Annotated in this window: 22 protein-coding genes, 1 tRNA gene and 1 riboswitch; of the genes, 10 read left to right on the forward strand and 13 right to left on the reverse strand. The window is 66.7% G+C overall.

Going from position 1 to position 24,850, the window contains the following annotated elements; all coding sequences use genetic code 11:
* Positions 1 to 12: 12 nt before the first annotated feature.
* From JE033_RS12290 to JE033_RS12330, 9 genes are all read right to left on the reverse strand, one after another.
* Positions 13 to 1,986 carry an ABC transporter ATP-binding protein gene (locus tag JE033_RS12290; RefSeq protein WP_200332007.1) on the reverse strand — a complete coding sequence of 658 codons (1,974 nt, stop codon included), beginning with the start codon at positions 1,984 to 1,986 and terminating at the stop codon, positions 13 to 15.
* Positions 1,987 to 2,150: 164 nt separating this feature from the next.
* The gene (gene ribH, locus JE033_RS12295) at positions 2,151 to 2,639 is read right to left on the reverse strand and encodes a 6,7-dimethyl-8-ribityllumazine synthase (RefSeq protein WP_090152869.1); all 489 of its coding nucleotides are present in this window, start codon (positions 2,637 to 2,639) and stop codon (positions 2,151 to 2,153) included.
* A gap of 60 nt (positions 2,640 to 2,699) precedes the next feature.
* Positions 2,700 to 4,010, reverse strand: a complete 1,311-nt coding sequence (gene ribA, locus JE033_RS12300) for a GTP cyclohydrolase II (protein ID WP_234037514.1) — start codon at positions 4,008 to 4,010, stop codon at positions 2,700 to 2,702.
* Positions 4,007 to 4,672, reverse strand: coding sequence for a riboflavin synthase (locus JE033_RS12305; RefSeq protein ID WP_090152861.1), 666 nt, complete (start codon positions 4,670 to 4,672; stop codon positions 4,007 to 4,009). The genes ribA and JE033_RS12305 overlap by 4 nt, the downstream gene beginning before the upstream one ends.
* Positions 4,672 to 5,832 carry a bifunctional diaminohydroxyphosphoribosylaminopyrimidine deaminase/5-amino-6-(5-phosphoribosylamino)uracil reductase RibD gene (gene ribD, locus JE033_RS12310; protein ID WP_200332009.1) on the reverse strand — a complete coding sequence of 387 codons (1,161 nt, stop codon included), beginning with the start codon at positions 5,830 to 5,832 and terminating at the stop codon, positions 4,672 to 4,674. Before ribD ends, JE033_RS12305 begins: the two co-directional genes overlap by 1 nt.
* A 59-nt stretch (positions 5,833 to 5,891) precedes the next feature.
* Positions 5,892 to 6,032: riboswitch (FMN riboswitch) on the reverse strand.
* 136 nt (positions 6,033 to 6,168) lie between these two features.
* The gene (locus JE033_RS12315; RefSeq protein ID WP_200332011.1) at positions 6,169 to 8,325 is read right to left on the reverse strand and encodes a bifunctional lysylphosphatidylglycerol flippase/synthetase MprF; all 2,157 of its coding nucleotides are present in this window, start codon (positions 8,323 to 8,325) and stop codon (positions 6,169 to 6,171) included.
* A gap of 32 nt (positions 8,326 to 8,357) precedes the next feature.
* Positions 8,358 to 9,365: a tryptophan--tRNA ligase gene (gene trpS, locus JE033_RS12320; protein ID WP_200332013.1), complete on the reverse strand. Its 1,008-nt coding sequence runs from the start codon at positions 9,363 to 9,365 to the stop codon at positions 8,358 to 8,360.
* Positions 9,366 to 9,458: 93 nt separating this feature from the next.
* Positions 9,459 to 10,316: an exodeoxyribonuclease III gene (locus tag JE033_RS12325; protein WP_090152847.1), complete on the reverse strand. Its 858-nt coding sequence runs from the start codon at positions 10,314 to 10,316 to the stop codon at positions 9,459 to 9,461.
* Positions 10,317 to 10,399: 83 nt separating this feature from the next.
* A complete protein-coding gene (locus JE033_RS12330; RefSeq protein WP_200332015.1) occupies positions 10,400 to 11,278 on the reverse strand; it encodes an exodeoxyribonuclease III in 879 nt (292 codons plus the stop codon).
* Positions 11,279 to 11,373: 95 nt separating this feature from the next.
* Between JE033_RS12330 and JE033_RS12335 the strand changes: the two genes are divergently transcribed.
* The 9 genes from JE033_RS12335 to JE033_RS12375 all read left to right on the forward strand — a co-directional run bounded on the left by JE033_RS12335 (position 11,374) and on the right by JE033_RS12375 (position 20,263).
* A complete protein-coding gene (locus JE033_RS12335) occupies positions 11,374 to 14,058 on the forward strand; it encodes a LuxR family transcriptional regulator (RefSeq protein ID WP_200332017.1) in 2,685 nt (894 codons plus the stop codon).
* Positions 14,059 to 14,172: 114 nt separating this feature from the next.
* Positions 14,173 to 15,759, forward strand: a complete 1,587-nt coding sequence (locus tag JE033_RS12340) for a hypothetical protein (RefSeq protein ID WP_200332019.1) — start codon at positions 14,173 to 14,175, stop codon at positions 15,757 to 15,759.
* 167 nt (positions 15,760 to 15,926) lie between these two features.
* A complete protein-coding gene (locus JE033_RS12345; RefSeq protein WP_200332021.1) occupies positions 15,927 to 17,258 on the forward strand; it encodes an LCP family protein in 1,332 nt (443 codons plus the stop codon).
* A gap of 61 nt (positions 17,259 to 17,319) precedes the next feature.
* A tRNA-Ser gene (locus JE033_RS12350) sits at positions 17,320 to 17,410 on the forward strand.
* Positions 17,411 to 17,783: 373 nt separating this feature from the next.
* Positions 17,784 to 18,128 (forward strand): ATP-dependent DNA ligase, encoded by a 345-nt coding sequence (locus JE033_RS12355; protein WP_200332023.1) that lies wholly within the window; start codon positions 17,784 to 17,786, stop codon positions 18,126 to 18,128.
* A gap of 96 nt (positions 18,129 to 18,224) precedes the next feature.
* Entirely contained in the window at positions 18,225 to 18,554 is a 330-nt protein-coding gene (locus JE033_RS12360; protein WP_200332025.1) for a hypothetical protein, read from the forward strand.
* A gap of 44 nt (positions 18,555 to 18,598) precedes the next feature.
* Positions 18,599 to 18,778: a hypothetical protein gene (locus JE033_RS12365; protein ID WP_200332027.1), complete on the forward strand. Its 180-nt coding sequence runs from the start codon at positions 18,599 to 18,601 to the stop codon at positions 18,776 to 18,778.
* A 192-nt stretch (positions 18,779 to 18,970) separates the two neighbouring features.
* Complete coding sequence (locus JE033_RS12370; RefSeq protein WP_234037515.1) at positions 18,971 to 19,669, forward strand: hypothetical protein; 699 nt, start codon at positions 18,971 to 18,973, stop codon at positions 19,667 to 19,669.
* Positions 19,670 to 19,831: 162 nt separating this feature from the next.
* Positions 19,832 to 20,263, forward strand: coding sequence for a GNAT family N-acetyltransferase (locus JE033_RS12375; RefSeq protein WP_200332029.1), 432 nt, complete (start codon positions 19,832 to 19,834; stop codon positions 20,261 to 20,263).
* 108 nt (positions 20,264 to 20,371) lie between these two features.
* Here JE033_RS12375 and JE033_RS12380 read toward each other — a convergent pair whose 3' ends face one another.
* From JE033_RS12380 to JE033_RS12395, 4 genes are read right to left on the reverse strand one after another with little or no spacing between them, the layout of a single operon-like run.
* Positions 20,372 to 20,737: a cupin domain-containing protein gene (locus JE033_RS12380; protein ID WP_200332031.1), complete on the reverse strand. Its 366-nt coding sequence runs from the start codon at positions 20,735 to 20,737 to the stop codon at positions 20,372 to 20,374.
* On the reverse strand, positions 20,734 to 21,621 hold the full coding sequence (locus JE033_RS12385; RefSeq protein WP_200332033.1) for a hypothetical protein: 888 nt from the start codon (positions 21,619 to 21,621) through the stop codon (positions 20,734 to 20,736). Before JE033_RS12385 ends, JE033_RS12380 begins: the two co-directional genes overlap by 4 nt.
* A complete protein-coding gene (locus JE033_RS12390) occupies positions 21,618 to 22,448 on the reverse strand; it encodes a hypothetical protein (protein WP_200332035.1) in 831 nt (276 codons plus the stop codon). The genes JE033_RS12385 and JE033_RS12390 overlap by 4 nt, the downstream gene beginning before the upstream one ends.
* On the reverse strand, positions 22,445 to 23,644 hold the full coding sequence (locus JE033_RS12395) for a sugar MFS transporter (protein ID WP_200332037.1): 1,200 nt from the start codon (positions 23,642 to 23,644) through the stop codon (positions 22,445 to 22,447). Before JE033_RS12395 ends, JE033_RS12390 begins: the two co-directional genes overlap by 4 nt.
* Before the next feature lie 196 nt (positions 23,645 to 23,840).
* Between JE033_RS12395 and JE033_RS12400 the strand changes: the two genes are divergently transcribed.
* Positions 23,841 to 24,713, forward strand: a complete 873-nt coding sequence (locus JE033_RS12400; protein ID WP_200332039.1) for an Lrp/AsnC family transcriptional regulator — start codon at positions 23,841 to 23,843, stop codon at positions 24,711 to 24,713.
* Positions 24,714 to 24,850: the final 137 nt, after the last annotated feature.

The raw sequence follows: 24,850 nt of genomic DNA on the forward strand, positions 1-24,850 counted from the left end.
TGCAGGCGTCGCTCAGCGATCTTCGGGCACGAGCAGCTGATGCTGCGCGAGCTCGCGATACAGCGGGGTGCTCGCGATGAGCTGCTCGTGCGTGCCCTCGCCGATGACGCGTCCCTCGTCGAGCACCACGATCTTGTCCGAGTCGACGACCGTCGACAGTCGATGCGCGATCACGACGAGGGTGCGCCCCGTCGAGACCGCGTCGAGCGCCTCCCGCATGAGGCGCTCATTCACACCGTCGAGGCTGGCGGTCGACTCGTCGAGCAGCAGGATCGGCGGAGCCGTGAGCAGGGCGCGCGCGATCGCGAGTCGCTGCTTCTCACCGCCCGAGAGCATCACGCCGTTCTCGCCGACGGGCATGTCGAGCGCAGTGGCGAGGGCAGCACTCGCATCCCCCGTCTTCCACGCGCCTCCGCGCTCGAGCAGGCCGCCCAGGTTGACGGCGCGCAGCACGCGCTCACAAGCAGCGTCGCTCGCCTCGGGTGCAGCCAGCAGCAGGTTCTCGCGCAGCGTTCCCGCGAGCACGGGCGCATCCTGTTCGACGTACCCCATCTGACGGCGCAGCTCGCCCCGATCGAGCGTGCGCACATCGGCGCCGTGCAGTGCGACGGTTCCCGCTTCGGGGTCATAGAAGCGCTCGATCAACCCGAGGATCGTCGATTTGCCGGCACCGGACGGGCCGACGAGAGCGACCCGCGACCCGCGGGGCACCGTGAAGCTCACCCCCCGCAGCACCTCGGTCTCGATGAGTGCAGCGGGAGCGGCCTCAGCGTCGCGGCGCGCACCTCGGCCTCCGCGCACGAGCTCGCGCGCGTCGGCGCGCTCAGGTGCGGCCGAACGGTAGGTGAAGCGCACATCGGCGAGCTCGATCGCAGGCGCGCCGTCGTCGCGGACCTCGGCGAGCGGCACGAGGCGGCCGAGCGGGGAACGGGCGACGTCGCGCTCCGCCTCGGTCTCCAGGCTCGCGATCTCCTGGATGCGGCCGAGCGCTCCGAGTGCCTGGTTGACGGCCGAGATCGCCCCGAACGCTTGGGCGAGCGGCGTCACCATCAAGAACAGGAAGATGATGAACGTGACGAGCTGGGCGATGGTGATCGCTCCCGTGGCGACCCGGAACCCGCCGAGCCCGAGCACGATCAGGAACGAGAGCTGCAGTGCGAGGAACGACACGGGCACGATGAAAGCCGAGATGCGAGCGACCTTGATGCCGAGCAGATACGCCTCGGTCGCGTCGCGCTCCGTCGCGGCCTGCTCGCGTTCGGCGGCCCCCGCCGCCCTGATGGTGCGGATCGACGAGATGGACCGGTCGACCTGCGCGGCGAGGTCGCCGACCTTCTCCTGCGCGCGAGCGACCGCCGGGCGGATCCGGGAGGAGACTGCGACGACCACCACGAGCGCTACGACGATCACGCTGAAGGTGATCCCGAACAGCGCCGGGTCGATCACGAGCATGCCGACGAGGGCGCCGACGAAGATGAGGATGCCGCTGGCCGCCTCGACGAGGCCCTGCGTCAGCACCGCGCGCAGCAGCGTGGTGTCGCTGCCGACGCGTGAGACGAGATCGCCGGTGCGGCGGCGATCGAACTGCGCGATCGGCAGATGGAGGATCTTGGCGATCAGGCGCTTCCGACTCGTGAGCACCACGCCCTCGCCCATGCGCTGCAGTACGTAGTGCTGCAGGCCGCTGAGCACGGCACCGACCACGACGATCGCGGAGAGCAGGCCGAGCAGGCCGACCAGGGGCAGGCCCTCTTGGACGCGGGTGATGATCTGCCCGAGCAGGGGCGGCTGCACGAGCGAGGCGACCGCGGCGACGAGGCCGAGCACCAGGGCGACGACGAGCAGGCGGCGCTGCTCGAAGAGGTAGGGGAGCAGCTCCCGCAACGAGGCCCGCGGCCCGCGGGGTGCGGCGGTGGTCGTCGCGCTGCCGGCCGATACGGTGTCGTCTGCGGCGGAATGTTCTGCTGATGCTGCTGGCCGGGTCACCCGCCCAGCCTACGCCGTCGCGCTGATCGGCAGCGCCGAGCGACGCCCCCCTTTGCGGCCCCCACCTCCCCCTTTCTTTGCGAGCCGGGTCACTCTTCGTGCGTGTTGGGATGGTGACACGCACGAAGAGTGACCCCGCTCGCAGAGAGTGGGTGAGGACGCGGCTACGCCGAGATGCGGCGGAGGGCGACCGCGAGGTGCAGTGCGGCCTCGGCGGCCTCGCGACCCTTCGACTCTGGAGCGCCCGGGCGGCCGGAACGGTCGAGCGCCTGCTGCTCCGTGTCGGTGGTCAGCACGCCGAACCCGATCGGCTTTCCCGCGTCGAGCTGCACGCGCGTCAAGCCGTCCGTGACCGCGGAGCTGATGTACTCGAAGTGCGGGGTGCCGCCGCGAATGACGATGCCCAGGCACACGGCAGCGTCGAACCCGCCGCCCCCCGCCTCACGAGGCGCCAGGGCGACCTGGGCCGCGAGCGGCAGCTCGAACCCGCCGGCCACGGTGAAGGTCTCGTGCTCGGCTCCGGCTGCCGAGATCGAATGCTGGGCGCCAGCGACGAGGTGCTCCATGATCTCGGCGTGCCAGCTGCCGGCGATGATGGCGACCCGCAGGCCGGTGGCGTCGACGGTGAGATCCGGGGCTCCGGCTCCGCTCATGATGTGCTCCTTCGAATCGGGGGTGTGGGTGGGGTTGGTGATCGAGCGCTGGATCGCCGCCTACTGGGCGTCCCGCACGTTCTCGGGCAGCTGATGGCCCATGCGGTCGCGCTTGACCGCGAGGTACGCGAGGTTCTCCTCCGTGACGCCGACGAGCAGCGGCACGCGCTCGGTCACGGCGATGCCGTGCGCTTCGAGCTGCGAGACCTTCTCGGGATTGTTCGTGAGGAGGCGTACCCGGTCGATGCCGAGGTCTGCGAGGATCTCCGCCGCAGCCGTGTAGTCGCGGGCGTCGGCGGGGAACCCGAGCTGCAGGTTGGCGTCGAGCGTGTCGACGCCCTGCTCCTGCAGCTGGTAGGCGCGCAGCTTGTTGGCCAGGCCGATGCCGCGACCCTCCTGCCCCCGCAGGTAGACGACCACGCCGCCGGTCTCGTGCACGCGGTCGAGCGAGGCGTCGAGCTGCGGGCCGCACTCGCACTTCAGGGAGCCGAACGCCTCGCCGGTGATGCACTCGGAGTGCACGCGCACGAGGGTCTCGCCCGAGGGCAGTGAGCCGTCGGGCAGCGGCGCGACGAGCGCGATGTGGTCGATGCCGGCTCGCCGGTCGCGGTAGGCCATCGCGCGGAACTCGCCGTGCTCGGTCGGCAGCAGCGTGTCGGCGCGCAGGCTCACGCCGCGGCGTTGCTGCTGCACCGCGGGAGCGCCCTCGGGATCGTGGGCGTTGAGGTACGCGATGAGCTGCTCGATCGTGATGACCGGCACGCCCTCGCGGTTGCCGAGGGTGATGAGCTCCGGCAGGCGCATCATCTCGCCGTCGTCCGCGACGATCTCGGCGATGGCCGCGACCGGCCGCAGGCCCGCCAGCTGCATGAGCTCGACGCCGGCTTCGGTGTGCCCGTCGCGGGCGCGCACCCCGCCGTCGACCGCTCGCAACGGCAGCACGTGGCCGGGGCGGCGCACGTCGGTCGGCTTCGCCTCGGGGTTCGCGAGCGCGCGGAGCGTGGTGGCGCGGTCGCTCGCGCTGATGCCGGTGGTGACGCCGTTGGCCGCGTCGACGGTGACCGTGTACGCGGTGCCCCGCACGTCCTCGTTGCGTGAGACCATCATGGGCAGATCGAGCTCGTCGGCGATCGCGTTGGTCATGGGGGCGCAGAGGAGACCGGACGACCAGCGCACCGTCCACGCGATCCACTCGGAGCTCGCGAGCTCGGCCGAGATGATGATGTCGCCTTCGTTCTCGCGATCCTCGTTGTCGGCGACGATCACCGGCCGGCCGGCGCGGATCGCCTCGATGGCCGATTCGATCGTCGAGATCCCGGGGGTGCGGGGGGCTGCGGCGCGCGGGGTGGCCGCGGGGTCGGTGGTGCTCATGCGCGGGTTCCTTCGGTGTTCGGATGGGCTGATGCATCGGTGACGCCGAGGCGCAGCATGCGGGCGACGTGACGGGCGAGGATGTCGGTTTCCACGTTGACGCGGTCGCCGGGTTCGAGGTCCCCGAGGATCGTCGCGGTGAGCGTCTCGGGGATGAGGGAGACCTCGAACCACTGCTCCGGCTCCGATTCGGGGGCGATCGCCGAGACGGTGAGGGATACCCCGGAGAGCGTGACCGATCCCTTGTCGACGAGCAGTGGAGCGAGCGCTCGGTCGAGCGAGAACCGGAGCACCCGCCAGGCCTCGTGGGGCGTCGCGGAGATGAGGGTGGCGGTACCGTCGACGTGCCCCTGGACGATGTGGCCGCCGAGGCGGGTGTCGACGCGCACCGCGCGCTCCAGATTGACGCGGGCGCCGGCAGCGAGGTCGCCGATGGTCGACATCGCGATCGACTGGGCCATGACGTCGGCGGTGAAGGTGCCGCGGCCGTCCTCCGTGGTGCCGCGATCGATCACGGTGAGGCATACGCCCGACACTGCGATGGATGCCCCGTGGGCGGCGTCGCTCGTGACGAGCGGCCCGGCGATGACGAGTCGCAGTGAATCGTCGACGGGTTCGACCGAGACGACCTCGCCGATTTCTTCGATGAGTCCAGTGAACATCAGGATCCTTCCGTGGCGGAGCCGGGAGCTCGGGGGATGAGGGGCGCGGAGTGGAGTGCGGGGAGCGCGGCGGTCACGAGTACGTCGTCGCCGAGGGGCTCCAGACGAGCGTCGGCGAGGCGCTGGATGCCCGACATGCTCGGGATCCCGAGGTCGCCGATCGCCAGCCGCCCGCCTCCGAGCAGCGCGGGAGCGACGTACACGAGTACCTCGTCGGCGAGGCCCGCCGCGATGAGCGCGCTCGCCACCGCGGGTCCGCCCTCGACGAAGACGCTGCGCACGCCCCGCGCGGCGAGCGAGGCGAGGTCGGCGACGAGATCGGTGCCGCTGTAGTGCAGCGGCTCGGTCAGGCCGTTGGCTGCCAGCGCTGGGTGGGCGCGAACACGGGCGCCGTCCGGAATGGAACGGCGCCCGAGCACGACCGGAATCGGCTGCTCGACCGCGGGTACGAGCAGGTCGCCCGAGGCGGCACGGGCGGTGAGCGCCGGATCGTCGGCGAGGAGCGTGCCGGTGCCGATGAGGATCGCGTCGGCTGCCGCGCGTCGGCGATGCACGTCTGCGCGAGCCTCGGCTCCCGTGATCCACTGGCTCGACCCGTCGCTCGCGGCTGCGCGGCCGTCGAGGGTCTGCGCCCACTTGACGATGACCTGCGGGCGCGCGGAGGCGTCGGCGGGGGGACGTCGAGCCGCCGCACGCGGTGCGGCCGCGGGATCCTGCTTCGCGAGCCACGTGCGGAGCAACTCGCGAGCCTCTGAAGCGAGCACGTCGCCGTGCACCTCGACGCCTGCCGCGCGCAGCGTGTCAGCTCCGCCGGACGACTCCTGGCCCGGATCGGAGAGCGCGTACGCGACGGCCCCGACACCAGCGGCGATCAGCGCTGCGGCGCACGGGCCGGTGCGACCGGTGTGGTTGCAGGGCTCGAGGGTGACGACCGCGGTGAGTTCTCCTGCCCGATCGCGCCACTCGCCCGGGAGCCGGGAGATCGCGTCGACCTCCGCGTGCGGAGTGCCGGCGCCGCAGTGCCAGCCCTCGGCGACGACGCGGCCCGCCCGGTCGAGCAGTACGCAGCCGACCTGGGGATTCGGGGTGTCGGAGGGCCCGCGCCGTGCGATGGCGAAACCGCGGCGCATCCCATCCTCGATGAGGCTCTGCTCGAGCATCCCCGGTCCACCGTTTCACTCAGTGCCGGGTGCGCAAGGGTCCACGGACGTCCGTGACTCACGCGTTCCTCTCATCCGGACTCGAACGCACGTGGCGTCCATCACCGTCGGTACCGGAGTTCCACCGGTTCAACATCGCTGGAGCGACGCTCGCGGACTCTCACCGCCGGTTCGGAATCACACCGACCCCGGAACACGATCCTCATCGTAGTCGCCCGCACGATCCAGCGCGCACTCGATGGCGGATATTTCGCCCGGGGCGCAACACTCCGCAACGCTCCGCAGTGTTCCGCGCCAGCTCTCAGCAGCGTTTCGCGACGGGGTCGAGGGACGCGATCAGGATGCGCCGTGCGACGAGATGCCGACCGCGGACGAGACGAGGTCGCGCATCGACGCGTCCGGCAGATAGGCGCGCGTGAGTGCGATGCCGATGCGGGGCAGATCGCCCTCGTCGCGGTAGAGCAGGTACAGCGGCTCGGAGCGCGGGTTGAATTTCTGCTTGAAGCGGTGCAGCGACTTGAACCCGTAGAGCGGCTCGATGAGCGCGCCCAGCTGGTCGAGCACCTGATCGACGGGCCCCGCCTGCGCGTCCTCGGGTCGCACAAGCGGCGCCCCTGAAAGCGAGACGAACTCGTAGCCCGCCTCCGAGAAATGCAGTGCCGACGAGGCGATGAGAAATTCCATGACCGGTCCGAAGCCGCCGTCGCGGCGTCGCATGAGGTCGAGCGTCCAGCCCACGATGCGCGGCTCGGTCTCGCCCGAGCCGTCGTCGCGCGCCGCCGCGGGCCCGTAGACCGGGAGCCACGAGGTGATCCCGTGCAGGTTGCCGCCCGCATCGACGGCGAGGCCGACGTAGACCGCCGGATCCAGCGCCTCTTCGACCGTGCCCAGTGTGAAACGCATCTCGGGCAGGCCCTTGTCGCCGGTCCACTGCTCGGAGATCGCACGCACCTGCGCCAGTACGTTCCACGGCTGCTCAGCGAGACGCACCATGCGGAACGAGATATCCTCGCGGCCGGCGCGGTTGATGGCGGTGCGCACCGCGCCCCAGGCCTTGCCCGTGAACGCGAGCCCGGGCAGATCGACGATCGTGTCCTCGGCGACGATGACCGAACGCCACCCATCGGGCTTCGCCGCGGCCGAGACTCCGCCGGCCGAGAACGCGCACGGTATGAGGCCGGCCTGCTGGGTGGCGTGCGCGAACTGCTCCAGGGCGTCGGCGTGGCCGCCCTCCGGGACGATCGGATCGCCGAGCATGATGGCGACCTCCGCGTGCGACTGGTAGGCGATCGCACCGGTGCCGCTCGCGATCCGCTGATTCGCCTCCCACGTCGACATCCAGGAGATCGTGCCTCCCCCGAAGCGCTCGAGCCGGTGCACGAGCTCGTCGCGAGTGAGCGCCGCTGCGGGCAGCACGCGTCGCGACTGGCGCAATCTGACGCGGAACGCACCTCGACCGATGACCAGGAAGACGAGGATCGCGGCCCAGAGCAACGCCGGAGCGAGCAGCAGCGCGAAGACCTGCCGCGGTGAATCCAGCGCTCCCGTGTCGACGAGCGCGGGGAGCAGAGCGAACCCGAGCGCCGCGGTCAGCAGGTTGAACCCGCCGAGCACGAGCGCGCCGATCCAGGCGACCCGGTAGCCCTTTCGAATGCCGTTCGCGACGAGCGCGATCACGATCACGTCGATCGCCACGTCGATCAGCGACGCCGTCGGGTGGTTCTCGCCCAGCGGCCCGTTGAAGGGGACGATGAGATCGAACACCTGAATGACGCCGACGGCGACCAGTCCGGAGAGCCCGATCAGGCGCCACTCGCGCTGGGTGGGGCGCCCCGCGGGGTGCCGGAAGGCCGGCAGCCATCCGCTCACCGCGAGGCCGGCGGTCATCGCGACGGCGTGCTCGAGATCGTAGAGCTCGCCGAGGTAGAGCACGGAGATGCCCACCCACAGCCCGATCGCGATGCGCGCGCGCAGGCGCCAGGGGGCGGGGAGCGTGGCGATGGCGAACACGAGGGCGGTGAACGCCGCGCACGACGGCCCGACATCGACGGATTCGGTGAGTCGTACGGCCCAGTGCCACCCGGTCGACGAGACGAGGAGGAGGATCCCGGCCGCGCCGAGCACTCCGACGATGTGGCCGCCGAGTGCGATCGCCACCGTCCGCAACGACCCGAATCGCCACTCCGCCCAGCCGAGCCCGACTACGACGAGGGGGAGCAGCGTCAGGTAGACGAGCGGGTGATCGACGAAGAACGGAGATGTCAGCAGCGTCCACCAGCGACCGTCGGCGAACGACGGGATGCCCGTGGCGACCTGCGAATACCAGCTCTGCTCCGCGGTCGGTCTCCAGAGGGTCCCGGTGGCGAGCCCGACGGCCAGGAGAGCCACGATGAACGACGCGGTGAACGGCGTCCTGCGAAGCACGTGCCCCACGCGTGATCGAGTGCGTGCAACGGGCTCGTCGGCGCTCTTCGGCACCACGGGGGCAGTCATGGGCTCAGTCTAAAGAGCGGACTGCGAGGCGGCTAGCGAATGAGGCCGATGCGTTCGTAGACGAGGTCGAGGGTGCGATTCGCCACTTCATTGGCCCGTTCCGCAGCGCGACCGAGCAGCCGGTCGAGCTCAGCCGGGTCGGCGAGCAACTCCTCGGTGCGCGTGCGCACGGGCGCGAGGCTCTCCTCCACGACCTCGACGAGGCCCTTCTTGAGGTCGCCGTAGCCGCGGCCTGCGTATTCCTGCTCGAGTGACGCGATCGGGCGCCCGCTCAGCACCGAGTAGATCGTCAGCAGATTCGCGACGCCCGGCTTCGCCTCGCGGTCGAAACGGATCTCGCCATCGGCGTCGGTCACCGCTCGCATGATCTTCTTCTTCGTGACGTTCGCGGGGTCGAGCACCTTGATGAGGCCCGCCTCCGACTCCGCCGATTTCGACATCTTGGCGGTGGGCTCCTGCAGGTCGTAGATCTTCGCGGTGCCCTTCGGGATCTGGGCCTCGGGAACCACGAACGTGTCGCCGAATCGCGAGTTGAAGCGGTTCGCGAGATCGCGCGTCAGCTCGACGTGCTGGCGCTGATCCTCACCGACGGGCACGCTCTCGGCCTGGTAGAGCAGGATGTCGGCGGCCATCAGCACGGGGTACGTGAACAGCCCGACCGAGGCGGCGTCGGCGCCGTTCTTCTGCGACTTGTCCTTGAACTGCGTCATGCGGCTGGCCTCGCCGAACCCGGTCACTGTGTTCAGCACCCAGGCGAGCTCCGCGTGCGCCGAGACCTGCGACTGCACGAACAGCGTCGATTTCTCCGGGTCGATGCCGGCGGCGATGTACTGGGCCGCGGTGCGTCGGGTGCGGGCGATCAGCTCTGCCGGGTCCTGGGGGACCGTGATGGCGTGCAGGTTCACGACGCAGAAGAACGCGTCGAAGTCCTCCTGCATCTGGGTCCACTGGCTCAGCGCGCCGATGTAGTTGCCGAGCTGCAGCGAATCGCTCGAGGGCTGCATGCCGGAGAAGAGGACGGGCTTGGAGTGTGCACTCATGGGAGTTCCTTGCGGGAGATGCTGCGAAGCGTGGGTGGGGATGGAAGAGGCGCGTGCCAGGGCCGGATCGGCCGGAGGTGCTCGCGCCGCGCGTCAGACGCGGTAGTCGACGACGACTGCTGCGTGATCCGACCATCGCGCGTCGTACGACGCGGCGCGATCGACCGTGTACGACTCGACGCGCTCGGCGAGCGCCGGCGTGACGACCTGGTAGTCGATGCGCCAGCCCGTGTCGTTGTCGAACGCCTGCCCGCGGTTCGACCACCAGGTGTACGGCCCATCGACCTCGCCGTGGAAGCGGCGCCCCACATCGACCCAGCCGTAGCCGACGCCGTCGGTGCCGTCGACGCCGACGACGGGCTCGCCCGCAGCGCCGAAGAAGCGGTCGAAGTAGGCGCGCTCTCGGGGGAGGAAGCCGGCGCGCTTCACGTTGCCCTTCCAGTTCTTGATGTCGAGTTCGCGGTGCCCGACATTGAAATCGCCCACGATCGCGACGAGTTCGCGCTCTGCCGCGAGTTCGTGCATGCGCTGTCCCATCGCGTCGAGGAAGGCCCACTTCGCCTCCTGGCGCGGGGTCTCCACCTCGCCGGAGTGCGTGTAGTTGCTGACCACCGTGAGGGGGGTGCCGCCGAGATCGAAGTCGGCCTCGAGCCACCGACCCGACGACTGGATCTGCTCCTGAGCGGCGAGCGCCCCGAGTCCGACGCGGTGCGCGGTCGCGGGCACGCGGCTCGCGATCGCGACTCCGGCGCGGCCCTTGATCTGGCAGGGGTCGTGGATGAAGTGCCATTCGTCGCCGAGGAGCTCTGTCAGGTGGGCATCGTCCGCCCGTACTTCTTGCAGCGCGAGCACATCGACACCGCGGGCATCGAGCCACTCGCCCATGCCCTTCCGGAATGCGGCCCGGATGCCGTTGACGTTGACGGATGCGACGCGCAAGGTTTCAGCCATACCCGCCAGTCTACGTCGGGAGCGGCGGCAGCATCGAGAGCCGCCGGTATTCGACCCGGCCGGGCCGTGAGGCGCCGAACGCGTCAGAACACCATCGGGCGGTCGTTGTCGTCGTCGAAGGTGCCGCCGAGCAGATCGACGTCGATGTCGCAGACGACCGGAACGTGGTCGCTGGGCGCATCGCCCTTGCGTTCGTCGCGTTCGATCGACGCGCCGGTCACGGCGTCGGCGAACGCGGGCGATCCCATGATGAAGTCGATGCGCATGCCCTGGTTCTTCGGGAACTTGCCGGCCTGATAGTCCCAGAAGGTGTAGCCCTCCGGCACGATCGGGCGCACGACGTCGGTGAGGAGCGTTTCGAAGGAGGCGAACATGGAGCGCTCCTCCGGGGAGACGTGCGTGGAGGCTCCCGGACGGAACGAGGGATCGGCCATGTCCGTCTCGAGCGGCGCGATGTTCCAATCGCCCATGAGTGCGAGCGGCAGCTGCGGATCCTCATCGAGCCAGGCGCGCGTGTCTTCGCGGAGCGCCTCGAGCCACGCCAGCTTGTAGGCGAAGTGCGGATCGTCGAGCGAGCGGCCGTTGGGCACGTAGAGACTCCACAGGCGCAGGTCGCCCACCGTGACGCCCAGCGCACGGGCCTCGTGCGGCAGCTCGTTCGGGCCGAAGCCCTGCACGGCCTCCTGGCCCTTCACCGGCTTGCCGAACCCGGGCATTCCGTCGAACTCTCGCGCCACGTCCGTCATCTCGTGACGGCTCGCGATCGCCACGCCGTTCCACTGGTTGAGCCCGTGGATCTCGACCGAGTAGCCGGCCTGCTCGAACGCGGCGATCGGAAACTGCTCGGGGCGGCACTTGATCTCCTGCATCGCCAGCACGTCGATGTCTTCTCGCACGAGCCAGTCGACCACGCGGCCGAAACGAGTGCGGATCGAATTGACGTTCCAGGTGGCGATGCGCATGCGAATCAGCCTACCGCTGGGCGCTTGCGCAACTCCGCTTCCCGAGTCAGACTCTGGGCAAGGCCCGCGAGGATTCGGGGCGCGGAGGGAGCGTCATGGCGGCGCGGGGGCAGGGCGGTCCGGTCGGGGAGCGCATCGCGGTTCCACGACGCAGGCTCCGAGACGTCGTCGAAACCGCGCGCGCCGAGGGTTCGGTCACGCTGCTGCTCGGAGAAGCGGGGAACGGCAAGGGATACCTCGCGGAACAGGCCGCGCTGGCGCTCGCCCACGAGCATCCGGGCGTCGTCTCGGTGCACGTGCTGCCGCGGCCCCCGCGCCCTGCGAGCGGCATCGCCTCCGTTTTCGCCGCGGATGCGTCTCAGTCTGCGGGGGAGCACGCGCTCGGAGACGCCTCGCCCGCCGACCGAGTCGAAGAGGTGCGCGCCACCATCGGGCGCGCGGATCCGGCGGCGCCCGTGATCCTCGTCGCGCCTGACATCGACGAGTACTCCCCGCAGGATCTGCGCATCCTCACCGAACTCGCGCGCACCCGCGCGTTGCGCATCATCGCCACCGCGCGTCAGCTGTCGAGTGCGATCGAGCGCGTGGGCAGCGGGCCGCAGGTGCGTCGCCTCACCGTCGGACCCCTCGACCTCGAAGAGAGCGCTCTGTTTCTCTGCACCATGCTCGGCGTCGACCGCATCGACCCCGATACGCTCCGCCGGTGGCACACGGTCTCGGGCGGCAACGGGTACGCGCTCGCGGTGCTCGCGCTCGCCGCAGACCGGAGCGGGGAGCTCCGCCGCAGCCACGGCACGGCGTGGGCGGCACGGCTGCACGACGTCGTGACGGGGGAGTACGCCCACCTGCTCGCCGACTCGTGCACCGACGAGGAATGGCGGGCGCTGGAGTTCATCGCGCAGGCGGAGCCCATCATCGAGACGGCGCTGCTGCGCAGCGTCGATGCGGGCGCGCTCACGGCGCTCTTCGAACGCGGCCTCGTCGTCACGCAGTCGCGCTCGGGCACCCCCTCGCTCACGCTCGGGCATCCATTGCTCGCCGCATCGTTGCGGGCAGGCATATCGCCGGTGCGGCGCATCGAACTCGACGACCGCATCTTCACCCTGCTCGATGAGGATCGCGCTGGCGTCGACCCGGTGCTCGACACCGAGCGACTCATCCGGCTCGTTGTGTTCGGCACGGCCGCGGGCCGGAACGTGCCGTTCGCCTGGATCTGGCGCGCATTCGAATCCATGGCCACGGGCGGCGACCCGCGTCTGCTGCTGCGTCTCGCGCGCGTCATCGCCGCGCACACGGATGCCGACGGGGCGCAGGCCGGAAGCGCTGCGCTTCGAGCCGTGCGCATCGCTCGGCTGCTCGGCGACGAACCCTCCCGACGCGGCACGCTCGACCGCATCGAGGAACTGCTCGACGACGCCCAGCGCCGCGATGAGATGCCAGCGACGCTGGAGATCGGGCTCGCGACCACCGTCGCACGGGAACGGGTGAGAGACGGCGGCGATCTGGACGCCGTGCTCCGCGATCTCGACGCACTCGAGGTGCGAGCGTCGAACGACGCCGCCATGGCGATGCTCGGGAGCACCCGCGTGCACGTGCTCGCCTACACCGGCCGGCTGCGCGAGGCGGCGGACGCATGCCCGCCGCTCGAACTCTCGCCGGATCTCGGCATCGAGTGGGCCAGATCCCCCGGTCGTGCGATGGCCTCCCTCATCCTGGAGCAGCGCGGCGCGTTCGAGGACGCCGTGGCGAGCGCCGAGCATGCGCAGGCGCTGAGCCGCCTCGGGCCTCGTTCTCGGAGCGATCTGGTCGACATCCACGGTTTCTGCACCTTGCTGGGCTACTGGGTCAGCGGCAGCCGCGAGAGCGCGCGGCGCGTGTACGAGGAGCTCTCCGGTCAAGCGTCGGCAGATGCGCACGCGGAAGCGCACTACTCCGGGCTCGTCGAGGTCGGTGCGATGCTGCTCGCGGTGCAGGAGGGGCGATGGACCGAGGCGGCCGCGAGCGGTGATCGACTGGCGGATCGCCTCGGCGCGAGCGACCCGTACTCCCTCGCGCCGCTTGTTCAGGCCGCCATCGCACTGGCTCTCGCGGTGCTGGGGGAACGCGACCCCGCACTGCGCGCGCTCGCCGCATCGGAGTCGCCGGAACGCGGGGTAGCGATGGCGCTCAGCGGACACCGACGGATGCTCGCGCTCCGCGCCCGACAATGGCTGCGGGATCCGAACGCGGTCACCGGCGCGGCCGACATCGCCGAGTGGGCTGCGCAGGAGCACCTGCCGTACATCGAACTGCTCGCACGGCACGCGCGCGCATTCGAGTCCCGCAGTGCGACATCCGATGAACTCGAGCATGCGCGGCACCTGGCGTCCCGTGTCGATGGTCCCCTCGGGGCGGCGCTCGTCTCCCACATGCAGCGGCTCGCTCGCGCGGACGGGGCCGGATCAGCGGCCGGAGGCGGTACTCGCTCACGAGCGGGCACCGCTGCCGAGCAGCAATCCGCCGGGCAGGACGAACCCGAGATCCGGTTGCTCGCAGATCTCGGAGTCTGGCTTCCGCTCCCCCCAGCCGGTGGGTTGACGCCCCGCGAACGCGAAGTCGTGCTGCTCGCTGCGCTCGGATACTCGAGCCGATTCATCGCCGAGCGACTCTCCATCTCCGCCCGCACCGTCGAGACGCATCTCTCGCACGCCTTCGGCAAGATCGGGGTCGAGAACCGCGATGAACTGCGCGAGTGGGTGGCACGGAATCGCTCCGTGATGGCGCCCGCGAAAAGTACGTAATTCCCCCGGATCCGCCCCGGAAATCGCGCACGTAGCCTGCGATCAGGTTGACCGAAGTCGCGCGGCCCGGGGGAATTCTCAAGTGCCATGCGCACCTGAGAAGCGAGACGAATCATGCATACATCGATTCGGGGCAACGGCGATGGAGCCGCACCCCGTCTGCAACGCAGTCGCTGGTTGATTGCTCTCGTCGGCGCCGTTGCGCTGACGCTCGGCCCCGGTATCGGCGCTGCCGTCGCGGCAGAACCGCTCTCCCCGGTCGACGGCACCGTCGAGGTTTCCGCCGCCGATGCCGGCGCGGTGACGGAGCCGGAACCACAGATCGCGCAGCCCGCCGCGGTACCCGTTCCAGAGCCGGTGGTGGAGCCGGTGGTGGAGCCTGTCGTCGAACCGGTGGTCGAGCCCGTCGTTGAGCCGGTGTTGGAGCCGGTCGTTGAGCCGGTGGTGGAGCCGGTCGTCGAGCCGGTCGTCGAGCCGGTGGTGGAACCCGTGGTCGAACCTGCCGCAGAGCCGGTCGCACCCGCGGCGGCACCCGAGCCCGCTCCAGCGGAGGACGCCAAGACGAAGACCGGCAACGGCAGCGAGAACCCGCATAACAAGGTCGCGCTGTGCCACGCCACCGGCTCGGAGAAGAACCCGTACGTCTCCCACACCGTGAACGCGAACGGCACGGCCAGCGGACACGTCGGCCACCAGGGCGGCCGCGACATCATCCCCCCGTTCACCTACAACGAGCACGGCTCGGAGATGTCATACGGCGGCCAGAACTGGGATGCAGCCGGTCAAGCGATCTGGGCGAACGGCTGCAAGCCGGTCGATCCTGATCCCGATCCGGGTTCGCCCGTGCTCACCATCGATCCCATTGCCTGCGTCGCAATCGATGCCCCGCTGCCCGAGACCGTCGCCGTCACGGTCTCCGGCCTCACCGAAGCGGGCAGCTGGACGCTGACCGTGACCGGTGGAGCCAACGGGAGCAGCTCGGTCGACGTGACCGGGAACGGCGTGTACGCGGTTCCCGTCAGCGGTGTCGGCAGCTACTCCGTCACCATCGGGAACGGCGACACCGTCGCCGGTTCAGCGAGCTTCGTCATTGCTCGGTGCCCCGACCCGCGCGGAACCGATAAGCCTGTCATCGAGGTGCCGGACCTCGCCTGCGTCGAGGTCGACGCGGAGCTGCCGGGCACGATCTCAGTGATCGTCAGCGGACTCGTCCCGCCGGAGGACGGCGCAGCACTGGCCGACGAGGGCGGGTACCTCCTGCAGATCAGCGGCGGATCGGGTGAGACAGCCTCTGTGCCGGTGGACGGAAACGGAAGCTACGCACTGCCGCTCAGTGGAACAGGAACCTACACCGTGGAACTGCTGAGGGGCGGCATGACCGTCGCTTCGGGCTCCGTGGTCCTCGAGCGGTGCGAGCCGGTGACTCCGGTGACCCCGCCGGAGCCGCCTGCACCGCCTGCACCGCCTGCGCCGCCTGCACCACCGGCCGTGCCGGTCGAGCCGAGCCTCGTCCAGCCACCGACCGTCCCGTCGATGACGCATCAGCCCGCACCCGCGGCGCCGATGCACGTGACGCAGCAGCAGCCGTTGCTCGCAGTGACGGGAGCGTCCGGTGACGCCGCCCTGCTGGGAGCGGCAGCCCTCGCGCTGATCGTCGGGAGTGGGCTGATGGTATCGCTGACGCGTACTCGTCGCTCGTAGTCGCGACACGACGCACTGGAGGCATCGGGGATCTCCCCCGATGCCTCCAGCGCGTCGTGCACCGGCATGCTCAGCTGAGTTTCCAAGGGCACACCCAGTGCCACCATGTACATTGAATCGTTATGTCGGGCGCGATCAGCGCTGCCCGCGCGATCCTGGGAAGCTGAATGACACAGAAACCTGCTGGAGCACTCGAACGGCACTCGTTCGTGCGACATGGCAAGCTCCGTCGTTCGAGCGCATGGGGCAACGCGCTCCGCGTGCTGCTCACCACTGCAATCGTCGTGGTGCTCAGCGGTGTCGCGACCGTCTCGTACGCCGTCTGGGGCCTGGTGCAAGACATCGACACGGTCGAGCTCGGCAACGAGTCGACCGCTGTGGGCGTGGGCGATGCCACGATCGACGGGCCCCTCACGATTCTGCTCGTGGGCTCCGATTCACGGGCCGGCCAGGAGATCGACGACGGCGAAGAGGGCGAGCTCAACGACGTCACGATGATGCTGCATGTGTCTGCCGACCACAAGAATGCGACGGTCGTCAGCTTCCCGCGAGACCTCATGCTGCCGATTCCGAGCTGCCCCGGACCGAACGGCGAACCCGACTACTTCTCGGCGATGAGCGAGCAGCAGCTCAACTCGACCCTCGCAAACGGAGGATTGCCCTGCGTCGCCGAGACGGTGTCTGAACTCACCGGCATGGAGATTCCGAACGCTGCGCTGATCACGTTCGACGGCGTCATCGGCGTCTCGAACGCGATCGGCGGCGTCGAGGTCTGCCTCGCGCAGCCGATCGTCGACGAGCACACCGATCTCGACCTCCCCGCCGGTGAGAACACTCTCGTGGGGCTCGAGGCGCTGCAGTTCTTGCGCACCCGCCACGGCGTCGGCAACGGCGGCGATACCAGTCGCATCAGCAACCAGCAGGTCTTCATGTCTGCGCTCGTGCAGAAGATGAAGAGCGCCGACACGCTCTCCGATCCGGTGAAGGTGTACGGGCTCGCGAAGGCTGCGGTCGAGAACATGACCATGTCGAAGAACATGGCGAGCGTGCAGTTCATGCAGCAGGTCGCGAACACGGTGAAAGACATCGACCTGCAGAACATCAACTTCGTGCAGTACCCATCGTTCGACCACCCCTACGAGTCGGGCCGGCTCACGCCCGACTACACGAGCGGTAACGCGCTGTTCGAGGTCATCAAGAGCGGCCAGCCGTTCGCGGTGAACGGCGTCGGTGAAGGCGTCGAGGTCGAAGGGGCCGACGACGGCACCGTACCCGAGACGGGAGCCGAGACTCCGGCGACGGAAGAGGCGCCCGCGATCGACCCGAATACGGGCGAGCCGATCCCGGACCCGGCAGTCGAGGACCCGGCTGCTGACCCGGCTGCTGAACCGACGGACCCGGCGACAGGGGGCGGCGCGGGGGAGACCCCGCTGCCCGACAACGTGACCGGCGTGCGGGCGGACAAGTCGGTCTGCTCCCTCGGTCGCACCGCGTACTGAGCCCGATCGATTTCCACCGCGCCCGTTCGTTCGGGTAGAGTGGATGACGTTGTTCGTGTATGGAGACGTGCCAGAGCGGCCGAATGGACTTCACTGCTAATGAAGGGTCGGGGTTAACTCGACCGGGGGTTCAAATCCCCCCGTCTCCGCCAATTGAACAATACGAAAGCCCCTGAGATTCCCTGGAAACATGCGGATCTCAGGGGCCTTTTGTTTGTCGGCGCATTCCCGCTCATGTGACGGGCGTCGATGCCCGCAACGAGATCACAATGGAACGCCTCGAGAGCCGGTTGCATTTCTGCGCCACCTGAGTCTCGAGGGCGGGATGTTGAGCCATTGGGAACCATCCGCGTACTTCCTCGCTCCTGAGGCGCCGTTCCGGATGCCGCAGGGGCGTTTTCGTCGTTTCGGGCAGCTTCCTCCAACTGTCAAGGTCTGTGCCTACGAGCGGCGGGCGTGCTTTCCTGGAGGTCTGGCTTACTCGCACCCGAGTGGTCGAACAACGTCAACGGAAGGACGACCACCATGGGCTCTATTCGCTACGACGGGATCACCACGCATTTCAACGACGAGTTGCTGACACACATGCAGATCGTCATCGTGCAGAAGCTGATGCGCGAAGAGAGCTTCTTGATGTCCTGGAAGGCTGGCCAGAGCAGTGGCGATGGACGCACATCGATCTGGCTCTCACCTCAGATACCACTCACCTTCACGTTCATGGAGCATGTCATGCCCGACGTCAACAAGGAATGGCTGGAACGTCTGGGTGAATCGGCGAACTCGAGTACCGGCCTGGTAGTCACCGAAGAGGACGGCTCGCTGGCGATCGCCGAAGCACCGAACACGACCCATTACCCGGGCGACATGTGATCCAAAGACGCAGCCACAGCTGATTTTCGAGGCTGCACACTCTGCGGTGGAAAGCAACCTCTACCGCCGTTTGTTTTGACTGACAGACTGCCGAATATGGGGAACTTCATACACGGCGGACAGCAGTACGAATTCGAAGACAGGTTGTTAGCGCACCTGAAGTTCGTCATCGGGCAGAAGCTCAAGAAGCAGGAGAGCTTCTTTCTCAGCTGGCACAAGCCGCATGATCAAGGAGACGGACGAGTGTCTCTCTGGATGTCTCCATACGGCACTGTGGCGTTCCACTTCTCGGGGAGCAAGGAGGCAGAGCTCAGCAAGGTGTGGATACGCGCGCTCAACGCGCTCGCGTACACCCCGCGCGGCCTGATCGCGATCTCCGAGGAAGAGGCAGAGCGCTTCGCCAAGCAGAACCCGGACGTGATCTGACGCGGAAGAAAGCCGCCCCTCCCGTGGTTCTGAGAGGGGCGGCTGTGTCGATCCCAGTCACAGGTATGGGGTACACGGAGATCCGGGACGACAGCAACATTCTCAAACGGTGGACGCAGTCCACGATGGGGCTTGACCTCTCCCGAATCACTCAGCAGCTTGCGCGCGGAACGTTTCGCATCTCAGCGCCAGGAATGACCGATTCGATCACCGTCGTCTCGTGATCCTCGCGACCCGTGATTCCGGCCGCGATAGAGTGCAGGCAATAACCCGGAGCAATGTCCGAGGTTCTCCATGCCACGGATCGCCGAAGAGTGAGGAACGTCGCAGTGTCGAATTCACGATCACAGCGGACATGGTCAGCGCTGGCTGCCAGTGCAGCGATTGCTGGATCCTTGGTGCTGAGCGGATGCGGATTGCTCCCGAGTTTCACGACCGACGACAGTGCTCCGGGCGCTGCCGCTGAGTCCAGTGCCTCGGACAAGCGTGGTGATGCTGCAGCTCAGCAGCAGTTCTTCGACAATGTCATGCTGATGGCCCCGATGGTCGCAAGCCTCGATCCCTCGTCCTCCTGGGCTTCCGTCGAACCGACGGCGTGGGACGATGCCGACCCGACGATGCGAGAGACCGTGGTGGGCATGGGGCTCGACGCCTGCAAGCGGGCGGACGACGCGGCTGCCGCATCGGAACTCGAGGATCCGGCCATCACTTGGCTCGCCGCACGGTTCCTCTGCGAAGAGCACCGCGAGGTCGCGGACGAGTTCCTCTCCAACGACGCGAGCATCTCACCCACGCACACGATGGCCGATCTCTTCGAGTTGGCGCTCGTGCACGAGGACGCTACGGTCAACGAACTCCTCGATGCCAATACCGTCTGCATCGGTGCGCTCGCAATCGCGTGGGACGTTCATGCGGGCTTCACGCCGGACGCAACGTGTTGGCTGATCCGTGTGCAGTCGGTCGAGGAGACCGGGGGCGACGCAGAGTACCTTTCGCTCTTCACGGACGCGGGCGATGCCGCGAACACGGCCTCTGATGCGCGCTTCGGCGAACTCGCCGAGGCTTCCGGCGCGACGCCGAACAACCTCTCCGAATTGCTCGAAGGTATGGATTAGCGTCGCGTGAACGGGCGGTCACGGATGCATCGATGCCGAATCCGAAGGCGCGTGAGCTGGTCCGTTTGCTCCGCTAGGAATACCTCGCCCGCGATCACCTGCCAGCGACCATCGATGATCACTCCTCACGAACGCGGACTAGAGGTCTACTAAGCTCGGTGGATGATTGTTCGCCAGCTCCAGATCGAAGACTCCGCGGCTCTCGTTCCACTTCTCGATCAGCTCGGTTATCCGTCCACCGAAGAAGCGATCCGTCAGCGCGTCGCGTCTCTCCTCTCGGATTCGCGTGTCGGATGCTGGATCGCGGAGGGCGACGTAAGAACCGTGGGCTTATTGGTTGGAGATCTCAGTCGGCGCATTGAACGAGACGGGTTCGTAGCGCGACTCTCAGCGCTCGTGGTCGACAAACGCGCACGTGGTCAGGGCATCGCGCGGCGACTTGTGTCAGTCTTCGAAGACTGGGCGCGGGAGCACGGTGCCGCTCAAGCCAGCTTGAGTTCTCGGATGAACCGCGAAGACGCTCACGCCGTTTACCGGAAGCTCGGGTGGACCACTACCGCCCTGACGTTCAGTAAGGATCTGTCTGCATCGTGAGTCGAAGCCGACCGAGCCACAGCTCCGGAGGGGTGCAATGATCGCAGTAAGGGGCGGGTCGCGCGGTATCGGTGCGGGGCTGCCCATGCTCACGGACAGCCCCAAATCTTACGGATTGGACACTGGCACGCCGACGAAGATCTTCTGAGTGGGCTCAAGGGTCCTCCAAATCCCGGCGAACCCGACTGGAATAAGGAATGCGTCGCCTGCCCCGAAGGCCTCCTTTCGCCCCGTAGCGTCCTCAACCTCTACGCGGCCGGACTGAATGAAGCAGATCTCGGTGTACGGCCAACTGTCGAACCGGACCCATCCGGGTTCGCCTTCCCATGCACCGGCAAGCACATGGTTTGGGTCAGTGTCAGCGAGGAATTCTGTTTCCTTCCATTGCTCAGACACATCGTCATAGTCGCTGAGCTCCGGCGTGTTCTTCCGGCCTGTTCCATGCGTGAGTGCGATGGGGAAAGATGCGGTCATCGTGTACTCCAGAGTTCGAGGGGGATGCCAGACGGAGATTGCGTCCGAACCACTTTTTCGCGACCGCGGCCACGATTCGCTTCCTCGGGAACCTCGCCGCCGCTGATCTTCGCTGCCATATCAGGTGAAGTGTCGAGCACGATCGCGCTGATTGCACTGGTCTGTGGATCTGCGCTAGTCACTTGCCCGAGCTCGTAGCTCAGCAGGTCAATGAGGCACGGTGAGCCGTCGAGTGCGAACTGCATGGAATGCAGTGGGGCGGGTACGTGTCCCATAAGGGTGCCCATATCAGTGGCGTCCATGTCAGTGTCGATGACGGAGCGCAGCCCGAGCTGTTCGCCCCAGAAGTCACGCTCCGCTTCACGGTCTTCCCGTTTGATGATCCACGAGGTCATACAGAGTTCCGAGTACAGGCGGTTCGGGGTGATATCGATCAGTGAGGGATGTAGACGGCTTACCTGATCCATCTGAGGTAGGAAGACAGCGTACGTGCCAGTCGGATCCTCGAGCCGAGCTTCGATAAGTTCTTCTTTCTCTTCAAACCAGGCGAGCGGCGGCGCCGGGAGGTGTCCTCGCCGAGCGACCGTGTGTGACGCAAATTGAACATCACTGGTGTAGAAGTCGATTCCATATCCGCCTTCGGTGAACGGCCGGAGCCTGCGAAGAGGGGTGATGGACTCGAGAACCCGGACCGCGCCTCTCGTTGCCGGCGTCGCAACTCGCAACTGCTGGAGCTCGCGATCGGCCCCATACCAGCGGCGCGCCTGGTCCAGTGGAATTGGTGGCAGCCACTCCACGGCAGTGCCGAAACTGGTGAGGAAAGCGGCGGTCTTGAGTGGATCCTCGGATCGGAGAACGATCTCTGAAATTGCTGAGATGCTCATGCAGTATCCGTCCCTGCGTCATTCCCGGCCTCTTCGACAGTGAATCTCACACCTCCTGGGCTTTCCCAAAGGTCTCGCTCGGCAGCATCCTTCCCGATGAGACGAGCATCCATGAGGTCGGGCATCTGTTCGCGAATGAAGTGGATGGACTGCCATCCTGTGACGCCAGACGCGTTGGGTTCGAGAATCCCTGCGCCCTCGAGGTAGAGGAACTCTAGGAGATGAGTCCCGGCGTCGTCCGCGAACAGTACTCCGCCTACTCGACGCGGTTCTGGGAGATCGAAGAGTTGCGCCATCGATCGAGCGTCATACCACGCGGGTTCTTCAAAAAGATGCAGCCCCATTGCCTTCGTCCAGAACTCCACCTCACCAGCGACTGCGGCCTCTTCCACGAACCAGACGGTCGTGACGATATCGCTGTGCAGTTCTTCTGGGTGGTCATCAAGACGCGTCTTGAGTGCGAGTGCTGGATCTGTTTGGGCTGCGAACACCGTGAGGGCGTCGTCTTCTCGGTGAATTCGCGATTCGATGATCGGACGTCCGCTCGCCCAATACGCCGAGGGCCTCCGGGCAAGCCACCCCGCACGCTCTGCAAGGTCTGCCGATAGCTCGGCGTTGCTGGAGTATAGATCGACCCCGTAGAACACGGCTGAAGTCGGAACGGTTGGCTGTCCTTGCCTGATCATGACGCTCGGCCCGTTGCCCGCGCCACGGAGCATCAGTTCTTCTGTGCCGGAGTAGGGCACCAGCCCGAACACCGAAAGGCCCAGTGCGGTCCGTTCTGGGTCGGGGGAGGTGATCGTGATCCCCTCATGGATCGATGTCATGGTCGTACGTTCTCCTCGGCGTGCTCGATTGATGGATGGTCTGTTGGGCTGTGTGCGCTGTTCATGATGCGATTGCCGGTGCTGAGGTAGAGGAGTGCCACCAGCGTGCTCGGGATGGCCGCGCACAGCGAAAATTCGAAGGCAGTCACGTGCTCTGCAAGCCATCCGCCCACCAGCGGTGATAACGGAAAACCCGCGAGGTACAACGACGAAACAAGAGTGCTCGTTCGTCCTGTCGCATCAATGGAGGCGGCGAAACCGATGATGTAGATCAGTGTCATCGCGTATGCAGTACCCCAGATGAACATCGCGGTTGCGAACATCGCCGGAGAAGTGGCGGTGAGCGTCAGGATCTTACTGGCCGAGCCGATAAGGATTGTCAACACGAGCGCATTTCGCCGCTTGAGGAGTCGCTGCAATGGCTGGCTGAATAACGTGCCCACAATGCCTCCAACCATTGAAGCTGAAAGCACGAGACCGACCTGTGGTTCAGGTACTCCTGCAGCATCGATGGCAACGGTCGCGGCGATCGCGTAGACCATGTCCTCTGAAAGGCACCATATAAATGCTCCAACCCCGATCAGGAGTGCTGCTGCAATCCAAGGACGCTCGTGGTCCAACGTCGAGATCTGGATCGTATTGAGATCGTGCACTGGTGACTCCGGAAGTCCGGACACCAAAGCGGAAGAGATCAACATCAGCACGGAGAGTGCTCCGAGTGTGATGGCGAGGTCACTGCCGAGAAAGGGCAGCAGCGTGATGATGAGACCGGCACCAGCACGGTTGATGAACGTGACTGTTGTAGTTGCAGCATCCGGATCGGCTGTTGCAGCAAGCGCCGCGGAGGCTGCGGCGATACTTGCCCCGACACCCGTGCCGGCGAGTGCGAAACATGCAGCGATCAGCACCGCCGAGGGGGCAAACGCGGCGGCCGCGAAAGCCACTCCAGCCACGAGAAGTCCGATTCGTGCAATTGGCGCGCGTCGGGACCGGGCAACAAATTTCACGCTGACAGCACTCGTGATCGCCATGGCGAGCGTGAGGAACGTGACCACGAACCCGGCCTCGGAGATCGAAAGCCCTCGAGAAATCGTGAGGTCATTGAGCACCAATGGGACAAAGTCGATGCTGAAGTATGCGACGACGTATGCGCCGATAAACGCTATGAAAGTGCGGCGGTTGAGTAATCGCTTCATTGAGATTCCTTGCGCGGATCAGGTTGCTGGACGGCTTCAAGGTACGTTTCCCACCGTGATGCGTCAAATGGACTCGTGCAAAATCAGTCTCGCCGAACTGAACAAAGTGCGTTATATGATCAGCTCGTTCGAAAAAGGTTTAATTTTGCCGTTCGTGTTCTAATTTTTCGTCGCAAGGCGGAAGAGGTGATGAAAGTTGGAAATCGAAGACCGCGTTCTGAATGTTCTGCGCGAAAACGGGCGAGAGAGCTACTCGGGTATCGCCCAGCGCGCCGGAATCACTCCCGCCGTGGCACGCGCTACTGTGCGGCGCTTGCAGTCATCGGGGGAGGTGCGAATAGCTGCTGTCGAAAACCCGGAACTGGGCCGGAAAGAGTATCGAGCTCACGTCTCGATTTGGGCAGTCAAACTCGTCGAGCCGGTGCTCGACGTATTGAAGGGCATGCCGCAAGCGCACTTCATCTCGACCATCGGCGGGCTCTTCAGCGTCATCGCTGAACTCCACGCGGGCACGCGACGCGAGCTCCAAGAAGCACTGACTCAAATCCGAGGCACCCCCGGCGTCGAAGCGGTAAGTACGGTGATTTACGATCGCGTGTTTCGTTTCGCCTCGCTACCAGTACCCGTGCTCGATGCAGACCTGAGTATCGACGCCATTGACGAAGCTCTCATTGCACTTTTGCAGGAGGATGGCCGTCTCACATATCGCGAGCTGGGGGAGCGCGTCAACCTCACCAGCGGAGCCGTTTTCGCCCGTGTTCGTCGATTATTCGACGATGGACTCATCAAAATCGGCGCACTGGTGAAGCGTGGAGCGGCGTCTCGCAACGTCGCCATGGGGGTCGGTCTGAATGTGTACGGGGACCCCGAGACGACGGCCCAGGCGATCGCGCGCCTCACCTCGATCGAATTCGTCGCGACCGGCATCGGACGCTTTGACATAATCGCCACCGTATCCTCGCGGAGTCTTGCAGAATTGAGAGCTCAGCTCGATAGCGTGCATTCACGACCCGAGGTAGCGAGTCTCGAGACATGGGTGCACCTCGAAATACTGCGTGAGGTGCAATGAACAGAGCAGTGTCGTGTCCGAGCCGGCTGTTTGTGAGGCGAATCAAGCTCCAGAGCTCTGGTGCCGCTCCGTTCCACTGTGTATCCCATACGCCTGGCGAGGACGAAGCCGCCCTTCCCAGCGCTTCGAGCGGGGGA

This window comes from Leucobacter sp. L43, assembly GCF_016597785.1.
In the GTDB taxonomy this organism is placed as follows: Bacteria; Actinomycetota; Actinomycetes; order Actinomycetales; family Microbacteriaceae; genus Leucobacter; species Leucobacter alluvii.